Origin of the sequence: Nostoc flagelliforme FACHB-838 (genome assembly GCF_014698065.1) — a bacterium.
Lineage (GTDB): Bacteria > Cyanobacteriota > Cyanobacteriia > Cyanobacteriales > Nostocaceae > Nostoc > Nostoc flagelliforme_B.
The window spans coordinates 1-17,618 of the sequence record NZ_JACJSI010000129.1; the positions used below are offsets into that span (position 1 = coordinate 1).

The following is a 17,618-nucleotide window of genomic DNA, read 5'->3' on the forward strand; positions in this document are numbered from 1 at the left end:
TTCTCACGCGTTACTCACCCGTCCGCCACTGTGTCCGAAGACACCGTTCGACTTGCATGTGTTAAGCATACCGCCAGCGTTCATCCTGAGCCAGGATCAAACTCTCCGTTTTGTTGTGTTTCGAGTTTGTGGCTCCGAAAAAAATATTTCCCGGAATCCTATCTGTAACTTCGATTATCTTTTTGGTAAATTCCAAAAATAAAATCTTTTGACGAGGATCGGTTTTTTCTTAAGCTTTCAAAGTATTATGTTTTTCAGGTTCAGCGGTCGTTTGCGTTCTTTTGCTTCCCGACTTAACTAGAGTAACTAGTCATCCCCTAGTTTGTCAAGGGGTAAATTTATTTTTTTTCTAAAAATGACCAATCGCTTGACTGGCACTACTTTCAGGTGAATGGCTTAAGCAAGGCGAGGGAGGCGAAAACAAGGTGGCTAAACTTGACTGTGTAAATAATGCACGTTGCTTGTCCCTAAATGGCATCTGATGAAGGTTGAGCGATTATCCCAAAAGGCAGGAGGTAGTCTTGCTTGAAGGATTTATCCTAAAATCCAAATGTTTGAGCTAACTATATATAAGAGCATAATAATTGTTGGGGAACTTCCGGTTTGAGGCTCCCATCCTACAGGCGACGCTTATATGGACATTTACATGATCGCCACCTTTACGTTTGCGGAGCGTTTGGAAGATGAAGATTGGCGTTACAGTGAGTCTAGCGCTGTAGAGGGACTTCGAAATTTATAATGAGTTTTTGAGAAAAAGCTAAAAACTAGACTAGGCAAGAAATACAGATGATCCGACCGCGTAAGGTCTTTGCTCAACATTGGCTCAAAAGTGAAAAGGCGCTCGACGCAATTATTAAAGCAGCAGAGTGTACAGAAAGCGATCGCTCCCCCAAAGGCGATCGCGTTCTGGAAATTGGCCCTGGAACTGGCATTCTGACTCGTCGTTTATTACCCTTAGTGCAATCTCTGGTTGCAGTTGAAATAGACCGCGATTTGTGTCAACTGCTGTCAAAGCAGCTTGGTAAGACTGAAAATTTTTTACTGCTGCAAGGGGATTTTCTTACTCTAGATTTACCATCTTATCTGGCAGCCTTTCCCAATTTCCATAAGCCAAATAAGGTAGTAGCAAATATTCCCTACAACATTACAGGGCCAATCATTGAGAAACTACTGGGTACCATCGCCAACCCTAACCCCGAACCATTTGACTCAATAGTGTTGCTGGTACAAAAAGAAGTCGCAGAAAGGTTATATGCTAAATCAGGCTCAAAAGCTTTTGGGGCGTTGAGCGTGCGGGTACAGTATTTGGCTGAGTGTGAGTTAATCTGCACAGTCCCAGCGGCCGCATTCCAACCACCGCCAAAAGTCGATTCAGCAGTGGTGCGATTACGCCCCCGAAAAATAGAAATACCAGCGCTTAATCCTCGACAGTTAGAGAATTTCTTAAAGTTGGGGTTTGGTGCCAAGCGCAAAATGTTACGAAATAATTTGCAATCTGTTATAGAACGCGATCGCTTGAGCCACTTACTGGAACAATTAAAAATAAATCCCCAAGCCAGAGCCGAAGACCTCAGCGTTCAGCAATGGGTAATTTTAGCAAATGAATTGGGAGTAGAAAGTAGGGAGTAGAAAAAAAGGCAGATTTTTTCCCATTCCCCATTCTTCATTCCCCATTCTTCATTCCCCACTCCCAAAAAATGCGTTCTTACAGCCTAATTGCCCCTGCTAAAATCAACTTGTATCTGGAAATCATTGGCGATGCCTCCGGTGGGCTACGCCAACGCCCCGATGGCTATCACGAGTTAGCCATGATACTTCAAAGTATCAGACTTGCAGACCAAATTGATGTGCGTTCCATTAGCACTGACAATATCCGTGTTCACTGTAACCACCCACAAGTACCGACAGATAAAACTAATCTGGCATACCGCGCAGCAGAATTAATGGTGAGGCAATTTCCCGAAGCCTTTGCTAAATATGGAGGCGTGGAAATTAATGTCAACAAGCAGATTCCTGTAGCGGCTGGGTTGGCTGGGGGTTCGACGAATGCAGCAGCTGTGTTGGTGGGGATAGATTTATTATGGAAGTTGGGATTAACTCAGTCAGAATTAGAGGAGTTGGGAGGTACACTCGGTTCAGATGTCCCGTTTTGTGTCGCGGGTGGAACTGCGATCGCCACAGGTAGAGGTGAGCAACTTTCTCCACTACCAAGTTTAGATAAAATATATATAGTATTGGGGAAATACCGCAGTCTAGAAGTTTCCACCCCTTGGGCATACAAAACCTATCGAGAGCAGTTTGGTAATTCTTATATTAGAGATACCGACAACTTGGCAGCGCGTGCTAATGCGGTTCATTCAGGAGCAATAGTAAAAGCTATCGTAGATAAAGATGCGAGAGAAATTGCCCAAAAACTGCACAATGATTTAGAGCGCGTCGTATTGCCAGCCTATCCCCAAGTCTTGCAAATGCGAGAAGTCTTTGCAAACCAGGAAGGTGTTTTAGGAACAATGATGTCTGGTTCTGGACCAACAGTATTTGCTCTTTTTGAGTCTCAACAGCAGGCAGAAGAAGTTAAGCTGCAAGTGAGAAAAGCAATTCTCGATGAGGACTTAGAATTATTTGTAACTCGGACAATCACACATGGTATTAAAGTGGTATCGTCTGTTTAAATAATTTTTCGTTAATTAAGCATGGGGAATAGACAAGAATTATTCTTAATGACCCAATCCAAAATCTAAAATCCAAAATTGTATGAATGATCAAAATTTAACGCCACAAACGGATACTAAAATACAGGCGACAGCAAGCCCTTTACGCTGTTTAACTGGGGCGGTTATTTCTGGAGGAATGGGATATGCAATGTATTCGCTGATGATTGCGATCGCAACAAATTTTGCTAGTAAACCTCTCCATTCAATTAATCCATTGGTAATTAAGATTTCTTCTGCTGTTAGGACTCTGGTTGTTGGTGTAGTTGCTTTAGGAAGCGGGATATTTGGTATAGTAGCAATTGGTTTGTTGGCTTTGGGAGTGCAATTGTTAGTGCAGCAATTGACGAAGCCAAAAAGTAAAACATAGGTTTTTCTCAGGATTCACGATTTTTGATCAGTTGTAGCTTGGCGCTTCTAGAAGGCTGAATAAGTTGTTGTTGTTTTCTCAAAGTTTTGGGATAAAGACCGTGGTGTTAACAAAATTGGCGAGAGAGATGACAGGTATTCTGCTGAAGAAAAATGCAGAATCCAGAATTCAGCAATCCAAGAAGTGGGAAATTAATATCTGCGACTCTTGTTTTTCTGTAATTTCGTTACATAGTATAGCCCTTGACTTAAAGAAATTTCGGGTTGACACTTTATAGACTGGCTCAATATTCACAAATTTATGCGGAATTAATACCAGCTACACTGAAATTAATAGCAGCAACACCATTTATAAGCAAACTTTATGAAAACAACCAAGAGATATTTTTTACCCTTTATTTTTGTGACAATGGTTGTCAGCCTCAGCAGTTGTAGTTCTAACCCCACCACTCGTAATATTGACAGAGGAACGCCATTCGCTACTACAACACCGACAAATGGCTTATCGTCTCAGACTCCCAGCCAAATTCCTAGCGTAGCTCAGTTAAGAGAAAAATCTTCTAGTCAAGAATCTCCTAAGGAAAATACACCTTCCTCATCAACTCCTAAAGCTATTAGTAGCAAAACTACTAATGTCACACTATACACAAGTGATACCCAATGCCAAGAACTAATTCCAGAAAAGGTTTCAGTATCAGCCGAGGAGCTAGTGACAAATGTAGTGGGTAAAATCTTAGAAAAACGAGATACCAGCGACTTTAGCTTGTCTGGGTATCGTGTCAACATCAAAAATGGCATTGCTACAGTTGATTTGCGAATATCTCCTGATTCAAAGCGGCAAATAGCTTCTCTTTCTAGTTGTGAACAGTTTGCTTTGTTTAGCAGTCTTCGCAAAACCCTAACGAGTAATGCTCAATGGAATATTAAACAGGTTCGCTTCACTGAGGCAGGTAAGAATATTGTTCTTTAGGTGAAGTACCTCAACCTGCTTCGCTTAGGGTTGGGGCTTCCAATGTCATTGAATTAGGGACGATTGAAAAGAGCTATAAATAATGGTATACTTAGCTTTGTGCGTAAGTTGAAGGTGCCAATTTGCGGGTGTAATTCAGTGGTAGAATGTCATCTTCCCATGGTGAACGTCGTGGGTTCGAGTCCCATCGCCCGCTTTAGAAAAAAGCCTTATTTGCGTTTCAAGTATTTGCTCTGTAACCTCTTGCGTTGAGGACGGTCGAGATTGTAATTGCTGTAATTTCTCTGACTTCTCCTGCTCTATAGTTAGCTGTTGGTCTAATTCATTAGCTAAAGTTTGAGAACGCTGCACTAAAGTATTGATGAGAGCATTCTGAATATTGCATTTGCGGGTAGATTTTTTATTTCCACAACCCATGCCTGCATATCGACAGGCAAAATAGTAATACATCCCTTGGTTATGCTTGCCACTTTTAGTAATACACTTTGAACCACACTCAGCACAAAAAACTAGACCTGTTTGATAAGCATATTCTCGGTAACAAACAGGTAGTTGATGGCATTAGCTGACTCAAATCGCCTTCCAATTTTGAATCAGGAATGAGGTTGTAAATCATGTTGGGTAATAATCCAGCTTGAAAATCCTTGAGCTACTCTAGTCCTGGTATAACCCTTTGACCTTCTACTGTCTTGCTCTTGCGCTTACTTGTACGATCACTTTTTGGTTTACTGTTGTTTAATTTGTCTCGTTCGGCTCGGATTCGTTCTAGCAAGACTGATGCAGGTTCATCATCAGGGTCTTGGGGGACGAGTTCACCCCTGAAGGCTTTGGCAAGAATGGATTGATTCAGGCGAGTAAGTTTAGTATTTGTATTTTGGTATTGGTTCTCAATCTGAATAATGGCTTTGAAAAATAATTGAATTCTTTGAACAATTTCTTTTTGCTCTTCCAATAGCGGTAATGGAATCCTAAGTTTTTTAACCTCTTGGCTGTTAATGTTATGTACTCCACTCGTAGATTTAACTGGAATCTCAATTTGTAAGCGAAGTTCAGCACTAGATAAACACAGATGTAGATAAATTGGATCAATTATAGATTTATTAAGTCTAAGCCGAATTAAGTAGCCAGCATAACCTTCTTCTACATCGCTGACAACAGCTGTTTTACCAACTAAAGAAACCCTACCATTTGATTTGACTAGTAAAATATCGCCTGATTTCAGGCAGAGTTATTTAAATTCTTTCTTTGGTAATTCAGCGTATTTTAAATCAGAGTGATCAATAACTCCAGAACCTATATTTGGGATGCGTAAAACGGGAACACCTTCCACTTTATAGCTACACTTCTGTGAAGTTCCATACTTTAAACTATCTATAAGATTACCAACAGAAGTAAAATACCAAGTATACGGAAGATTATTACTACTTTCACCTACCAAAACTGAAGCAGGTTCAACGTCTGGGTTTTGTTCGCGCCAGTCGGCTGTTAAATCGCCTCGGAAGGCTGCGGCGAGGACGGATTGGCGGAAGCGATCGCACAATTGAGGTATACTGTCGAGTGCTTCCTTTGCTCTTTGAGTGCGATCGTTCAACTCCTCAATTTTGGCAACAATCCGCTTTTGCTCGTTGAGGGGTGGAAGTGGAATTAAAAATTGTTTTAGACTTTGAGGAGACAAGTTAGGCTGTAGTGTTTCAGATAAATTTGTATTAATCTGATTTATAAAAAAGTCTGATTGGCTAAAGAATAACAAAAGTTTTTGTGAATAGATATTGTATGGCTTTATTAAAGCTACTCGCTGATTTAATAAACCTATTGGTGCATCCTCTGGATAAAAACAGACTTTAACAGTGTTATTAGTTATTGGACGAGTAAGAGCTATAAGAAGAGTTTTAGGTAATACTTGAAATTCCCAATATTTTTCCAAAAATTCTTTCGGCAGGTACTCTTGTTGTTTCCATAAAAATTTACCATAACTGATGTTGGCAATTTTAATAGCAGGAATACCTTCCTCACAAAAATCACTACTCTTGAAAGCATATCCTGAAGTAATTTGGCATAAATTTTCTGCCTGTACCCACTCCCAACCTTCAGGCAATTCTATTAATTCTTCACTCATCTCAGACAATTTCGTTAATCCTCACCCTGTTCTGAAAACAAACCTTCCAAATCCTGATACCCACTAACAACACGCAAAATCTCAACACCTTTCTCAATCAGAAGACTGTAAATCTATAAATGTTACTCATTGACTAGCCTGAGTGCGTTTTGGTTTCAGCTTTTCGCGCAACCTTTCAAATACATCCTTTGCATCCAGCACCTCACCCCGTTCAGCCGACTCAATTCCCACCTGAATTTTCTGCTGTAATTCCTTAAACCTGCCTTTATATAAGTGTTCCCATTCGTCAAATAACACGTTCATTTCCTGGCTCAACTTTCTTGCTCCCAATCTTCAATCTGTAACCCATTCACTCGACTAAACTCGCGTACATTATGCGTGACTAAAATTAAATTATTAGCCATTGCTATAGCCGCAATTTGTAAATCATTTGGGCCAATAGGAGTCCCCATAACTGACAATCTTGCACGAATTATTCCGTAAATCATGGCTGCATCATCATCAAACGGCAACGAAATAAACAATTCCAGAAACTCTTGCTGTCTAGCAAGGGTATTTTCCGGATTATTACTTTTCATTGCACCATAAAATAACTCACCCTTAACTACAGAACATACCGCAATATTTTCAATATTTGTTGCTCGTAAATGCTCCCTGATCGCTGGTGACTTACCATTAAGATAACGAGCGCAAATATTACTATCTATTAAATAAATCACACAATCTCTTCCCTTTCCTCGAAATCGCCCTCATAATCAATAACAATAGGATCATCTTGACAACTGCCATAAGTTTTTTCAAAAAAACCAGGAGGCCAGCCTTTACCTTCAGGTGTGTTATGTTGAATTTTACTGTTATTTTGTGACTGACTTTTCAAGTGAAGAAACTCCACAAAATCTAAAACTTCCTCTTGTTTATCTTGGGGAAGAGAACGCCAGTGTGTTAATAATTCTTGTTCTGCACTCATTACTATTCACCTACTAAAATTACTCATATTTCTATTCTAAAGTTGGCATCCCCACAGAAGAACTAACAGCCTCTGCTGCTTCTTCCCCTTCCAGTAATATCATTAAAGCCTCCATCTCCTTGGTTGCAATTCGCAATTTCTCCATAATCTCAGCAGCTATCAGCTCTGGTTCAGGTAAATTATCCCCAGATTGTAAACTTTCATCCCGTAACCAAGAAATATCAAGGTTTTCATTACGTTTTTCAATATAATCCCGCGTAAAGCAGCGAAAACGCCCATCCTCACCCAAATCTACACGGGGACTATTGCCATTGGGGTCATCTCCATAGCATTGCTTAAACTCAGCGAAATGCTCACGAGTTAAAGGATAACGCTTACCAAAACTGGGCATATTGGTTCGCATATCATAGAACCAAACTGCTTTGGTGTTGCCTTTCTCGGTTGTTCCTCGTTGGAAAAATAAAACATTCGTCTTCACACCCTGAGCATAAAATATCCCAGTGGGCAACCGTAAGATTGTATGCAAATTGCACTTATTCATCAAGTCAGCCCGAATTGCTCGTCCCTGTCCATCCTCAAAGAGTACGTTATCGGGTAAAACCACAGCCGCCCGTCCCCCTGGTTTGAGTGATCTGTATATGTGCTGCAAAAATGCCAATTGCTTATTTGAAGTGGGATAGGTGAAATCATCTCTCGAAGGTAAACCACCCCCCTTTTTCGTGCCAAAGGGCGGATTAGTGACAATTACATCTGCTTTCGCTAGTCGCTGTCCTTGCGACGAAAGGGTATCACCCAAATCTACGGCACCCTCGATTCCGTGTAACATCATATTCATCAACAACAAGCGGTGAGCATCCTGCACCAACTCCATGCCATAAAACGCCTGATGCTGCTGAAAGGATTGCTGGGCTTCTGTCCATTCAAAAGGGTCGTGGTGTTGACGAATATAGCGATCGCCTGCAATCAAAAACCCCCCCGTACCCACAGCAGGGTCTTGTATCAATTCTCCTGGTTGTGGCTTGATAAGGGCAACCATGCAATCAATCAAAGGTCTAGGGGTGAAATACTGTCCCGCACCAGATTTCTTCTCATCCGCGTTTTTCTGGAGTAGCCCTTCATACAAATCGCCAAACTCATCTCGATGCTCGGAAAACCAGTCCAATTCATCAATACTGGTAACAAGCTTTTTGAGGATGCGCGGTATTTTGAGAGAAGTTTGAGCATTAACAAAAATCGCCTGTATCCGTTGAGACGAATTTTCAGAACCTAACATCAGTAAGAGCGATCTATAAAATGTCAGTTGCTCCGTTTCCTGTGCCATCTTCAAAAATAGCAAATAGGTTAACTCTGTAACATATTGTAGGTATGTAACACCATATCTCGGAGAACGTGGCAAAGGTTCCAAAGCTTTTGAACAATGAGTTGCGCTCTAGTCAACTCACGGGGACGCTGTGTAACAACCATTAAAGCGGGAATCTTGTTCATGTTCTCTAACAAGAAAGCTCTAAAGCTATCTAAATAATCTTCTGGACGTTCGGCATTGCCATAACCCCGTTCAATAGCCACTAACTCATCAGCATGGCGAGAAACCAGCATTGGCACAGTTCCACCATCTCGAAGATCCAGAATTTGGGCGATCGCTTTTCTTTGTTCCCACCATTCCCTTACCTGCTGTGGTGTACTTTGCTTGAGATGGGAAACCATATTTGATAATGGCATTCCGGCGATCGCTTCTAACTGTTCTTGATTATTAGGACTCAAATGCCTGCGTTTGCGCTGAATTTTCACCAGTAGTTGGTTAATGACTGTTTCTAAAGCATCAGGATTTTTGACTGTTTCCAACTCCTCCATCAATTGAGTAAAGGAAATATTGGGGTTAACCACCACAGGTTTGATACTGGAGACAGGAGCGATCGCTTCATATAATCGCACCGCATCAAAAATCCGAAAGACCTCTTTGTTGATTTCATTATAAAGGCGGGTTGCCCTTCCCAACATCTGCTCGTAGAGAATGCGGGAATTGACGCGACGAATAAACACTAAATTACAAATCGCAGGAATATCAATTCCTGTGGTAAGTAAGTCTACGGTAACAGCTACCTTGGGATTAACTTCATTGCGGAACTTGCGAATCAACTCTAATGGCTTATCTGCATTGCCTGTAATTTTGACAATTGCATCATCCTCCACACTGCCATAGATAGACTGAAAGGCTTGTTTAAGTTGGTTAACCACAATATCTGCATGAGCGTCGGTAGCACAGAAAATCAGCGTTTTTTCTGGCAGTGATGGGTCAATATGCTGGGCTAAGGCTTCACAAACAACTCGGTTAAAATCTTCTGTAATTACTTTGCGGTTAAACTGTTCTACCTCAATTTTTACCTCATCAGGCGCATGAACTAAGTCAAGTTGCCCAGTTTGGGGATTGAAAAATTCCATCTGCTCACCAGCATTCCAAACCATCCCCTCTTCAGATAACTTTGTCCTAATCTTGAAAGGTACTTCATGGTCAATTAACCAGCCATCTATCACAGCTTCTCGATAGCTGTAGATGTAAACAGGTTCACCAAAAATTTGGGTGGTGTGCAGTGCGGGAGTTGCAGTTAAACCAATTTTTACAGCGTCGAAATGCTCCAACACTCGACGGTACTTTGATACATAATCGTTAAAATCACGAAACTCTAGTTCGCGATCGCTTAATTCTCGATCTAGTAAATAGCCCCGGTGACACTCATCCACGACAATGCAATCATACTGGTCTGGTGTAATTACTGATACACTATCAGAGGGATAGAGAACTCGTTTAACCATACCTTGCACCGTGGCAATATGCACTTTGGTATCCCGATCGGGTTCAATCTCTTTGAGAGTCTTAATATCGAAGATATCAGCAAAACTTTGTAGGTTCTCCATCCGGGAATCTTTAAAGGCATTGGAGGTTTGTTCTCCCAGTGCAGTGCGATCGACTAAAAATAAAATGCGCCGAAATCGCTTGGTTTTGAGTAACCGATACACTAAAGCAATACAAGTTTTAGTTTTGCCTGTACCTGTTGCCATTGCTAACAGTAATATCCGTTGTTCCCTGGTTAGCGCAGACTCTACTGCTTGAATGGCACGAATTTGATAATCACGCAACTCTAGCCCATAGTTAAAGCCTTCCTGGGTTAAACGAGTATTTGCCTGGTCAACATCTTGAGCTAAGGCATCTAATAACCCTTGAGGACTGTGCCATGTGGCAAGGCATACCCGCAGATTAATTGGACGACCAAATCACAGAACCAAATCCCACTCTTGGTCTGAAGCTGCTGCAAATATGGTCTACCGTTGGTAGCAAATACAAACGGCACTTTGTAGTTTTGCCAAGGGCCACCAGCCAAAACTTCCTCATCCAAGACTTGAAAACCTTCACTGTAGCGTTTGGCTTGGTTCAATGCTCCTTCAGAGACATCTTTACTCTGACGCTTGGCTTCCACTACTCCGACAATCTGCAAGCCGCAGAATAAGGCATAGTCAGCTCGTCCATTAGCGGTGGGATATTCTGCGATCGCTAAATTTCTTCCTTTCTGAGGACGAACACCATTTTGATAAGTCAATTCTTCTGAATCTGCTTCCCATCCAGCCGCACGTAATTGAATATCAATCAGTCGGCGTGTCTCCCTCTCATCCAACAGCACTCCACTTTCAGCGACTTGGGCTTGAGTAATTGTCTGTTGAATTGTTTGCTGGGACTGGTTTTGAGCTTGGGCTTGAATTTCTGCTAAATGTTGTAACACCTCCTGCACTTTGGCTTCAGCTTCCCGTGCCAAATCTTCAGCAGCGGTGCGTCGTTGTGCTTCAGTTTCCGCCGTTGCTAAATGTTTTTGCGCTTCTGCTCGTAAGCGTGCTAATTCTGCTTTGAGTGTCTCTGTCTCTATTTTTGGGTCAGGTGGAGGAATAAACGCACCTGGATCAAAATTGCGACCTCCACCAAAGGAGCGATGAAACCAAATGCCTAACGCAAGAGCATATTTCAGCCCACTTAATGCCGTGCGGTGATTGCCAGAAAGCTCATGAGTCGCCTGATTACCAATTTTTCGCAACTCATGAAACAGACGATCTACTTCACCTTTGATTAAACCGCAATCGCGCAACCGATTGAGTAAATCAATCTGCCGTTCATCTGCTACCTCATAAAGCCCAATATTGGCTGCTGCTAATTGCGCCAGCAATTCACCAAACTGCCGCAACTTAATCAAACAAGTACTGGGGTCATCGGCAAAATATCGCTCTGCTAAAGCACCCAAGCGCACAAGTTGTTGATCGTGGACTGCAAGAAATGAGAAGTTTAACGACTCTGGCATATAAGCTTATAGAAAAGCACCCTGATTATTGTGTTTAGAGTTACTTAAAAAACCTAAGTAATTCTAATCCGGTCTTATCAACTAAGTTATAACCTATGAATCTTAAAGTCTCATAATATACTTAATGACAAATATTTTAGGATTTCACTTAAGAAACGAGCGTCCTAATTATTTTTTGTTGCCTTTTACTTTTAGGTGCGCTGACTCTGTTCTAGACGTTTTTGCTGGCCTCGAAAGTAATAGCTGTAACTTGGCTCACTCCAAGCGCAAAACCCGGATTCATCCATACTTTAAATCTATTTCTCCCACAGCAGCAGACAATTCCAGCATTTCTAAGTCCAATAGTGTTTCACAATTCGTGTCTAATTTAATTGTATTATCAGCAGGTTTTTAGCAATTTACACAGAAACGTTTATGCACTCGCTAATGGATGACAGCTAATGGTAAAAAACAATTAGCGATTCGTAATTAGCACTATGGCAAATTTTCTCCAACCACCAAGATTACGCATTGGTGAAGACACTGAAGAAGAACGACACGCCACTTGGCTGGAACTGTTTTATGATTTGGTTTTTGTAGTTGCAGTTTCTCAACTCGCCCACAATCTCAACGAGGATATCTCTCTATCAGGATTGTTTGGGTTTGTAGTTCTATTTATACCAGTTTGGTGGTCATGGATTGGCACCACATTCTATGCCAACCGCTTTGACAGCGACGATGTGGGACATCGGCTGCTAATTGGGATACAAATGCTGACAGCAGCAGCAATGGCTATTAATATCCACCACGGTTTGGGTGAGAGTTCCCCTGGTTTTGCCATTTCCTATGCTCTCGGTCGCGCTGTGCTTGTAATAGAGTACGTTCGTGCTGGAAAACATATCCCTTCAGCGCGTCCTTTAACTACTCGCTACGCTATAGGTTTTGCGATCGCAGCCTTGCTTTGGTTAATATCAGCATCTGTACCCATCCCTTGGCGGTTCGGATTTTGGACACTGGGAATCATTATTGACTTTGCTACACCTTTAACAGGACGTAAGTTTCAGGTCGGGTTACTTCCCCATGCCTCCCACTTACCGGAACGTTTCGGGCTATTTACCATTATTGTCTTGGGTGAAGCAATCATTGCAGTCGTCAATGGTGTTTCTGAGCAGAAATGGGATGTTTTAACCGTCATTTCCGCCGTGTTTGGTCTAATTATCGCCTTTAGCTGGTGGTGGGTTTATTTTGATAACTTGGGTGGTAAACCTATTGAGATGGCGCGAACACATGGAAAAGTTGGTGTTGTCAATCTCTGGCTCTATACTCATTTACCGCTAGTAATTGGGATTACTGCTGCTGGAGTTGGTGTAGAACAAATATTGTTGAGTAAGCCAACCTTAGCATTACCTGACTCCCAGCGATGGCTCATCTGCGCTTCAGTAGCATTATGCTCTCTTTCTGTCAGTATTCTACACAGATTTGGGGTAATCCGTTATTGCAAAATCCGTTCCCAGTATCGACTTGGGGGTGCAGTTTTGCTGCTAGCGATCGCTATCTTTGGCAAAGGTTTATTACCTGTCGCAGTCATTGGTCTTGTAGCCGTAGTTTCTGCTGGGCAAGTAGTTCAAGATTGGTATCAGAGTCGCCCCATTACCCGCTTGGTTGATCCAGAAATCTAGCTGGCGGCGCAGTGGCGCACATCTGTGCGCCACTAAAACATATCCGCGTAATTCAATTACAAGAAATTTTTTAAAACGCATCTATACTATGGAGTATTTTAATTTAAATATCATTGAATATTTATATAGTTTTTTAAGAATAATCTAATCTCAGCATTCAATCCCGATGCTGTAAAGCTGAGAACTAAATGTATTGCCGTCTATCAGAGGTTACAGAACCAAAGGAAGAATGTCAAGATTAGGAGATGTACCTTTGAGTAGTGAAGTCAAGTAGGTGAAATATTTATTAATATTAAGAAAGGAAGTGTAAATTTAGCATCAGGAGTCAGAAAAAATTCTTAATGGCAGGTATTTCGCATCAATCACTAAGTTTTTCACCTACGAAACAGAAGATAATGAAAGACCAGAAACCGTCAGACTCTAAAGAATTCGTCGGAAATCTCAAGAATGGGATTTGGCTGTTTGGATTGTCATCCTGGGTATTTGGTATTACCGATCGCAGCATTGCTTCATTTGCGGATGGCTATCTATCTGCTTTGGATTTAACGCAACTATTCACAGCGGCTACGTTCTTTGTAGCGTGGCTATTTTTGAAACCGACTTCCAGAATTTAAGGTCGGCAATTGGTTGAGTGTCCAGTTGCTGTTTACGCTAGTCTTATAAAGATTCAGAAAGTTATCTCTTTGAATGCCATAAGGGGTGCAACACGGAATGCATAGATTCTTTAGCATTGCTCATAAATTAGGGTAACTTGTAAAATCTCGGAATTACTCTGATTTCTAGTTCTTACAAAAGAGAATCACAAGCTAGATCGAGTTAGGGCAACTTTTGTGCCAGTATTTGGGCATTTTCTTCCAGGGTTAATAAACATCGTACTTGCTGGTTATACCATTACAGTGATTTTGGTGTATCTACAAAAATTTTTCTAATTTTCTGGAATTGATTATGCTCATCTGGTAGTATCTATCAGACTACCGATTTATACTGAAACTCTATAACTAACCTTCGGGAAATATAACCCCATTTCGGATTAAAAGCCCAGCCATGAAGACTGGGCTTTTGCCAAGGAAATTTTTTAACTATTAAAAAATGGGGCAACTCTGGAAAATCTCAGAATTACCCCAAATTTTAAAAGTAGGAGTTAAAAATTATTTTTAACTCATCACTTCTAATTAAATTAGGCAAACGCAGCGGTTGTCACATCGTTATTCGACAGAATTTCTTGCAACTCTTCAGCGTCTACTGTTTCTTTATCAACCAGCATTTGGGCTATCTGATCTAAAATGTGGCGGTTGCCCATTAACACTTCTTTAGCGCGTGTATAGGCTACATCTACAAGTTTACGGACTTCTTCATCAATGGCGGCGGCGGTTTCTTCAGAAAAATCGCGCTCTGACATGATATCTCGTCCGAGGAACATATTACCTTGTTGACGACCAAGGGCAACAGGGCCTAAGCGATCGCTCATGCCGAATCTGGTGATCATCTGACGCGCAACCCGTGCTACTTGTTGCAAGTCGTTAGAAGCACCAGTGGTAACTTCTTCTTCACCAAAGATTAATTCTTCAGCAATTCGACCACCCAAAGCCACAGCCATCTGATTTTCCAGATAAGCGCGGCTGTATAAACCTGTGTCCATCCGGTCTTCGCTGGGGGTAAACCAAGTTAAACCACCTGCGCGACCGCGAGGGATGATGCTAATCTTTTGCACAGGATCGTAGTCTGGCATCAAAGCACCAACTAAGGCGTGACCAGCTTCGTGATATGCTACCAAGGTTTTGCGCTTTTCGCTCATTACCCGGTCTTTCTTCTCTGGGCCAGCTAATACCCGATCAATCGCGTCATTGATTTCATCCATCGAAATCTCAGTCAAATTCCGGCGTGCTGCCAGAATTGCGGCTTCATTAAGCAGGTTGGATAAATCTGCACCAGTGAATCCAGGGGTACGACGGGCGATTTTATCCAAATCCACATCTTTTGCCAAGGTTTTGCCACGGGCGTGAACCTTGAGAATTTCGCTGCGTCCGGCATAGTCGGGACGGTCTACCACAACTTGACGGTCAAAGCGACCAGGACGCAATAGGGCTGCATCTAGGACATCAGGACGGTTGGTAGCGGCAATAATGATGATGCCAGTATTACCTTCAAAGCCGTCCATTTCTGTGAGCAACTGGTTGAGGGTTTGTTCCCGCTCATCGTTACCACCACCTAAACCTGCACCCCGTTGACGACCTACGGCATCAATTTCATCGATGAAGACGATACAAGGAGCATTGGTCTTAGCTTGTTCAAACAAATCGCGGACGCGGGATGCACCCACACCGACGAACATTTCCACAAATTCTGAACCGGAGATTGAGAAGAAGGGTACACCTGCTTCACCAGCTACGGCACGAGCTAGGAGAGTTTTACCTGTACCAGGAGGACCAACTAACAGCACACCTTTAGGAATTTTTGCACCAACGGCGGTAAAGCGATCGGCGTTTTTCAGAAAGTCTACAACTTCGTTTAACTCCAATTTGGCTTGGTCAATACCAGCGACATCGCCAAATGTCACCTGAGTTTGTGGTTCCATTTGCACTCTGGCTTTAGATTTGCCAAAGTTCATCGCTTGGCTGCCTGGGCCACTTTGAGCGCGACGTAGCAAGAAGAATAAGCCAACCAAAAGCAATACAGGGAAAAATAAGCTGCTCAGTGCCTTAAACCAAAATCCTTCGTCGGTTTGGGGCAAAACAGAAATATCAACGCCTTTAGAAGTCAGAGTATTAATCAAGTCTGGATCGTTGACTAAGGTAACAATCCGTTTAGCTGGGTCATATTTGGGTGTAACCAGTGCTGTAGAGCGGTCTGCACTCAAACTGACTTTTTCTACTCTGCCTTGCTGAACTTCTTGAATAAAGCGACTGTATCGCCATGTCTCTCTGCTCTGGGGTTGTTTGTCAAAAAATGCTGTTCCCAGCGCAATTACGACAATAAACAGCAGCGCGTACAGCCCTGCATTTCTCCATCTTTTATTCACTAAGGTCTATCCTCCGGTATTTTTCGCGCAATCGCCTAGCTTCTCTGCTCGGAAAGGTGATTATTAAGAATTATGTTAACTTATCTTAAGATATAACAAATTTGGCGTGGTTGTCATGCTAAAAAAAGCTCCTTTATTAGCTGAAAACTTTGATGGTAGGGATTATATTGTAGCGACCCTGAAGGCTGATGAACTGTATGAACGGGAATAATTTCTACCACACTATTAGTGTAGGCGATCGCTTCAAATTTCTGGACTAACTCGATGCTCCAAATTTCTTCTCGCACTGGCTGCTGCTGGTTTTGCAACCAGTTTATAAGTTGCGATCGCAAAATTCCCGGTAAAATTCCGGCCTTTATTGGTGGCGTATACCAACTGCGATCATACCATCCCCAAAGGTTGCCTGTGCTGGTTTCTAGCCAATTTCCTTGAGTATCAACTAATATTGCTTCTTGAGTATTTAAGCTAGTTTTTGCCAACCAAGCACTCAAATAATTTCCAGTTTTATGAGAGGGGAGGGAGCGATAAAATTCAGGACTAGCAACGGCACACACAACACCATTTTTTTGTTTTTCGATCAAATTTTGTGGTAATAATCTACCAGTTATCCATTCCCGTCCATCGGGAAAGAGAGTAATTCTGAGAACGGGAAAGTGTGCAAGGAGAGTTTGAGCGCCTTGGCGTAGACGCTTCCAATCTGGTTGCTGCCAACCAAAAGATTGGATTGAGAATAGTAAGCGATCGCAATGTGCTTGCCAATTAGTTAAATTAGTATCTAGCGAGTTCTGATAAACCCGCAATGTTGTAAAAACAGTTGCCCCATAAAGTAAACCTGGATCGTTAATGTTTAATTCTAGGGTTTGGGAATGAATTAATTTGCCGTCATACCAAAAAATATTATTTGTCACAACCAAATTGCTTGTCGTTACAACTCTATTGAAAAGTGATGACTTGTAATGTTCATACGCTGCATGAGATAAAACCTGTGAGCTGCAAGTCGCTGAACTCCAGAATCAAGACTCAGGTGTTTACCATCGGTGATAGGTTAAAATAAAGCGCATTTTGTCAATCAGTTAAAATACTCAAAATAAATTGAATGATAATGATAATCGTGCGTGTGGGAGGGGAAGGAGGCGAGCGTCGCTCGCCTCCTTCCCCTCTATTTGATTATCATTATCTTTAGGTTTTTAACAGCCGAAATATGAGACAAAAAAGTATTGTAACGAGAGAATAACTTTGTCAAAAGTGAGTTTTATTATTATAAATTCAGTAATCAAATGCTGTAATGAAAAGCGCTTCTTGACTACTATGCCCAAAGCTGCAAAACGAAACTCCGACCACGCGCAAAAACATCATACTCCTACCATAAATAATCAAGCGATTGCGTCGCATTTAGAAGAGTTACTAACTCCAGCTATCTTTGCTCAACAAAAATATTATAAACAGTTAGGCTTACGAGATAGAATTA

General features: G+C 41.8%; 16 protein-coding genes, 1 tRNA gene, 1 rRNA gene and 1 pseudogene. 7 read left to right on the forward strand and 12 right to left on the reverse strand.

The features are described 5' to 3' along the window. Positions 1-112 (reverse strand): 16S ribosomal RNA (locus H6G97_RS32295); the annotation flags it as partial. Between the two features lie 674 nt (positions 113-786). On the opposite strand from H6G97_RS32295, the gene rsmA reads away from it, so the two are divergent. The 5 genes from rsmA (at position 787) to H6G97_RS32320 (ending at position 4,246) form a co-directional block, all read left to right on the forward strand. After that, positions 787-1,629 (forward strand): 16S rRNA (adenine(1518)-N(6)/adenine(1519)-N(6))-dimethyltransferase RsmA, encoded by an 843-nt coding sequence (gene rsmA / locus H6G97_RS32300; RefSeq protein WP_190944548.1) that lies wholly within the window; start codon positions 787-789, stop codon positions 1,627-1,629. Positions 1,630-1,697: 68 nt separating this feature from the next. Then, positions 1,698-2,672: a 4-(cytidine 5'-diphospho)-2-C-methyl-D-erythritol kinase gene (ispE, locus tag H6G97_RS32305; RefSeq protein WP_190944549.1), complete on the forward strand. Its 975-nt coding sequence runs from the start codon at positions 1,698-1,700 to the stop codon at positions 2,670-2,672. A gap of 82 nt (positions 2,673-2,754) precedes the next feature. Beyond that, positions 2,755-3,081: a DUF3082 domain-containing protein gene (locus tag H6G97_RS32310; RefSeq protein WP_190944550.1), complete on the forward strand. Its 327-nt coding sequence runs from the start codon at positions 2,755-2,757 to the stop codon at positions 3,079-3,081. Between the two features lie 363 nt (positions 3,082-3,444). Then, on the forward strand, positions 3,445-4,050 hold the full coding sequence (locus H6G97_RS32315) for a GerMN domain-containing protein (protein ID WP_190944551.1): 606 nt from the start codon (positions 3,445-3,447) through the stop codon (positions 4,048-4,050). A 124-nt stretch (positions 4,051-4,174) separates the two neighbouring features. Then, a tRNA-Gly gene (locus H6G97_RS32320) sits at positions 4,175-4,246 on the forward strand. A gap of 453 nt (positions 4,247-4,699) precedes the next feature. Here the strand turns inward: H6G97_RS32320 and H6G97_RS32325 are convergent. From H6G97_RS32325 to H6G97_RS53160, 9 genes and pseudogenes are all read right to left on the reverse strand, one after another. Beyond that, a complete protein-coding gene (locus H6G97_RS32325) occupies positions 4,700-5,272 on the reverse strand; it encodes a restriction endonuclease subunit S (protein ID WP_190944559.1) in 573 nt (190 codons plus the stop codon). 6 nt (positions 5,273-5,278) lie between these two features. Next, positions 5,279-6,166 (reverse strand): restriction endonuclease subunit S, encoded by an 888-nt coding sequence (locus tag H6G97_RS32330; protein ID WP_190944552.1) that lies wholly within the window; start codon positions 6,164-6,166, stop codon positions 5,279-5,281. Positions 6,167-6,292: 126 nt separating this feature from the next. Then, complete coding sequence (locus H6G97_RS32335; protein ID WP_190944553.1) at positions 6,293-6,469, reverse strand: hypothetical protein; 177 nt, start codon at positions 6,467-6,469, stop codon at positions 6,293-6,295. Between the two features lie 8 nt (positions 6,470-6,477). Next, a complete protein-coding gene (gene vapC / locus H6G97_RS32340; RefSeq protein ID WP_190944554.1) occupies positions 6,478-6,885 on the reverse strand; it encodes a type II toxin-antitoxin system tRNA(fMet)-specific endonuclease VapC in 408 nt (135 codons plus the stop codon). Continuing rightward, positions 6,882-7,133 (reverse strand): DUF2281 domain-containing protein, encoded by a 252-nt coding sequence (locus tag H6G97_RS32345; RefSeq protein WP_190944555.1) that lies wholly within the window; start codon positions 7,131-7,133, stop codon positions 6,882-6,884. Before H6G97_RS32345 ends, vapC begins: the two co-directional genes overlap by 4 nt. Positions 7,134-7,164: 31 nt before the next feature. Next, positions 7,165-8,454, reverse strand: coding sequence for an HsdM family class I SAM-dependent methyltransferase (locus H6G97_RS32350; protein WP_190944561.1), 1,290 nt, complete (start codon positions 8,452-8,454; stop codon positions 7,165-7,167). Positions 8,455-8,474: 20 nt separating this feature from the next. After that, positions 8,475-10,391 carry a type I restriction-modification system endonuclease gene (hsdR, locus tag H6G97_RS53150; RefSeq protein ID WP_338421881.1) on the reverse strand — a complete coding sequence of 639 codons (1,917 nt, stop codon included), beginning with the start codon at positions 10,389-10,391 and terminating at the stop codon, positions 8,475-8,477. Beyond that, positions 10,340-11,473 (reverse strand): DUF4145 domain-containing protein, encoded by a 1,134-nt coding sequence (locus H6G97_RS53155; RefSeq protein ID WP_242055515.1) that lies wholly within the window; start codon positions 11,471-11,473, stop codon positions 10,340-10,342. The genes hsdR and H6G97_RS53155 overlap by 52 nt, the downstream gene beginning before the upstream one ends. Before the next feature lie 197 nt (positions 11,474-11,670). Beyond that, positions 11,671-11,818: pseudogene (locus H6G97_RS53160) on the reverse strand (IS630-like element ISAcma27 family transposase); the annotation flags it as partial. Between the two features lie 131 nt (positions 11,819-11,949). Between H6G97_RS53160 and H6G97_RS32360 the strand changes: the two are divergent. Both H6G97_RS32360 and H6G97_RS32365 read left to right on the forward strand, forming a co-directional pair. Beyond that, on the forward strand, positions 11,950-13,131 hold the full coding sequence (locus H6G97_RS32360; protein WP_190944556.1) for a low temperature requirement protein A: 1,182 nt from the start codon (positions 11,950-11,952) through the stop codon (positions 13,129-13,131). Between the two features lie 395 nt (positions 13,132-13,526). Next, complete coding sequence (locus H6G97_RS32365; RefSeq protein ID WP_190944557.1) at positions 13,527-13,745, forward strand: hypothetical protein; 219 nt, start codon at positions 13,527-13,529, stop codon at positions 13,743-13,745. A 563-nt stretch (positions 13,746-14,308) separates the two neighbouring features. On the opposite strand, the gene ftsH3 is transcribed toward H6G97_RS32365, so the two are convergent. Both ftsH3 and H6G97_RS32375 read right to left on the reverse strand, forming a co-directional pair. Continuing rightward, the gene (ftsH3, locus tag H6G97_RS32370; protein WP_190944558.1) at positions 14,309-16,150 is read right to left on the reverse strand and encodes an ATP-dependent zinc metalloprotease FtsH3; all 1,842 of its coding nucleotides are present in this window, start codon (positions 16,148-16,150) and stop codon (positions 14,309-14,311) included. 113 nt (positions 16,151-16,263) lie between these two features. Continuing rightward, positions 16,264-17,058: an aminotransferase class IV gene (locus tag H6G97_RS32375; RefSeq protein ID WP_338421880.1), complete on the reverse strand. Its 795-nt coding sequence runs from the start codon at positions 17,056-17,058 to the stop codon at positions 16,264-16,266. Between the last annotated feature and the right edge of the window lie 560 nt (positions 17,059-17,618).

What these genes read in the sequence shown, in the direction of transcription:
- H6G97_RS32345 (WP_190944555.1), bottom strand. Translation starts at nt 7,133, where the DNA reads ATGAGTGCAGAACAAGAATTATTAACACACTGGCGTTCTCTTCCCCAA.
- H6G97_RS32350 (WP_190944561.1), bottom strand. Translation starts at nt 8,454, where the DNA reads ATGGCACAGGAAACGGAGCAACTGACATTTTATAGATCGCTCTTACTG.
- H6G97_RS32365 (WP_190944557.1), top strand. Translation starts at nt 13,527, where the DNA reads ATGAAAGACCAGAAACCGTCAGACTCTAAAGAATTCGTCGGAAATCTC.
- H6G97_RS32315 (WP_190944551.1), top strand. Translation starts at nt 3,445, where the DNA reads ATGAAAACAACCAAGAGATATTTTTTACCCTTTATTTTTGTGACAATG.
- H6G97_RS32330 (WP_190944552.1), bottom strand. Translation starts at nt 6,166, where the DNA reads ATGAGTGAAGAATTAATAGAATTGCCTGAAGGTTGGGAGTGGGTACAG.
- H6G97_RS53155 (WP_242055515.1), bottom strand. Translation starts at nt 11,473, where the DNA reads ATGCCAGAGTCGTTAAACTTCTCATTTCTTGCAGTCCACGATCAACAA.
- rsmA (WP_190944548.1), top strand. Translation starts at nt 787, where the DNA reads ATGATCCGACCGCGTAAGGTCTTTGCTCAACATTGGCTCAAAAGTGAA.
- ispE (WP_190944549.1), top strand. Translation starts at nt 1,698, where the DNA reads ATGCGTTCTTACAGCCTAATTGCCCCTGCTAAAATCAACTTGTATCTG.
- H6G97_RS32360 (WP_190944556.1), top strand. Translation starts at nt 11,950, where the DNA reads ATGGCAAATTTTCTCCAACCACCAAGATTACGCATTGGTGAAGACACT.
- H6G97_RS32335 (WP_190944553.1), bottom strand. Translation starts at nt 6,469, where the DNA reads ATGAACGTGTTATTTGACGAATGGGAACACTTATATAAAGGCAGGTTT.
- H6G97_RS32310 (WP_190944550.1), top strand. Translation starts at nt 2,755, where the DNA reads ATGAATGATCAAAATTTAACGCCACAAACGGATACTAAAATACAGGCG.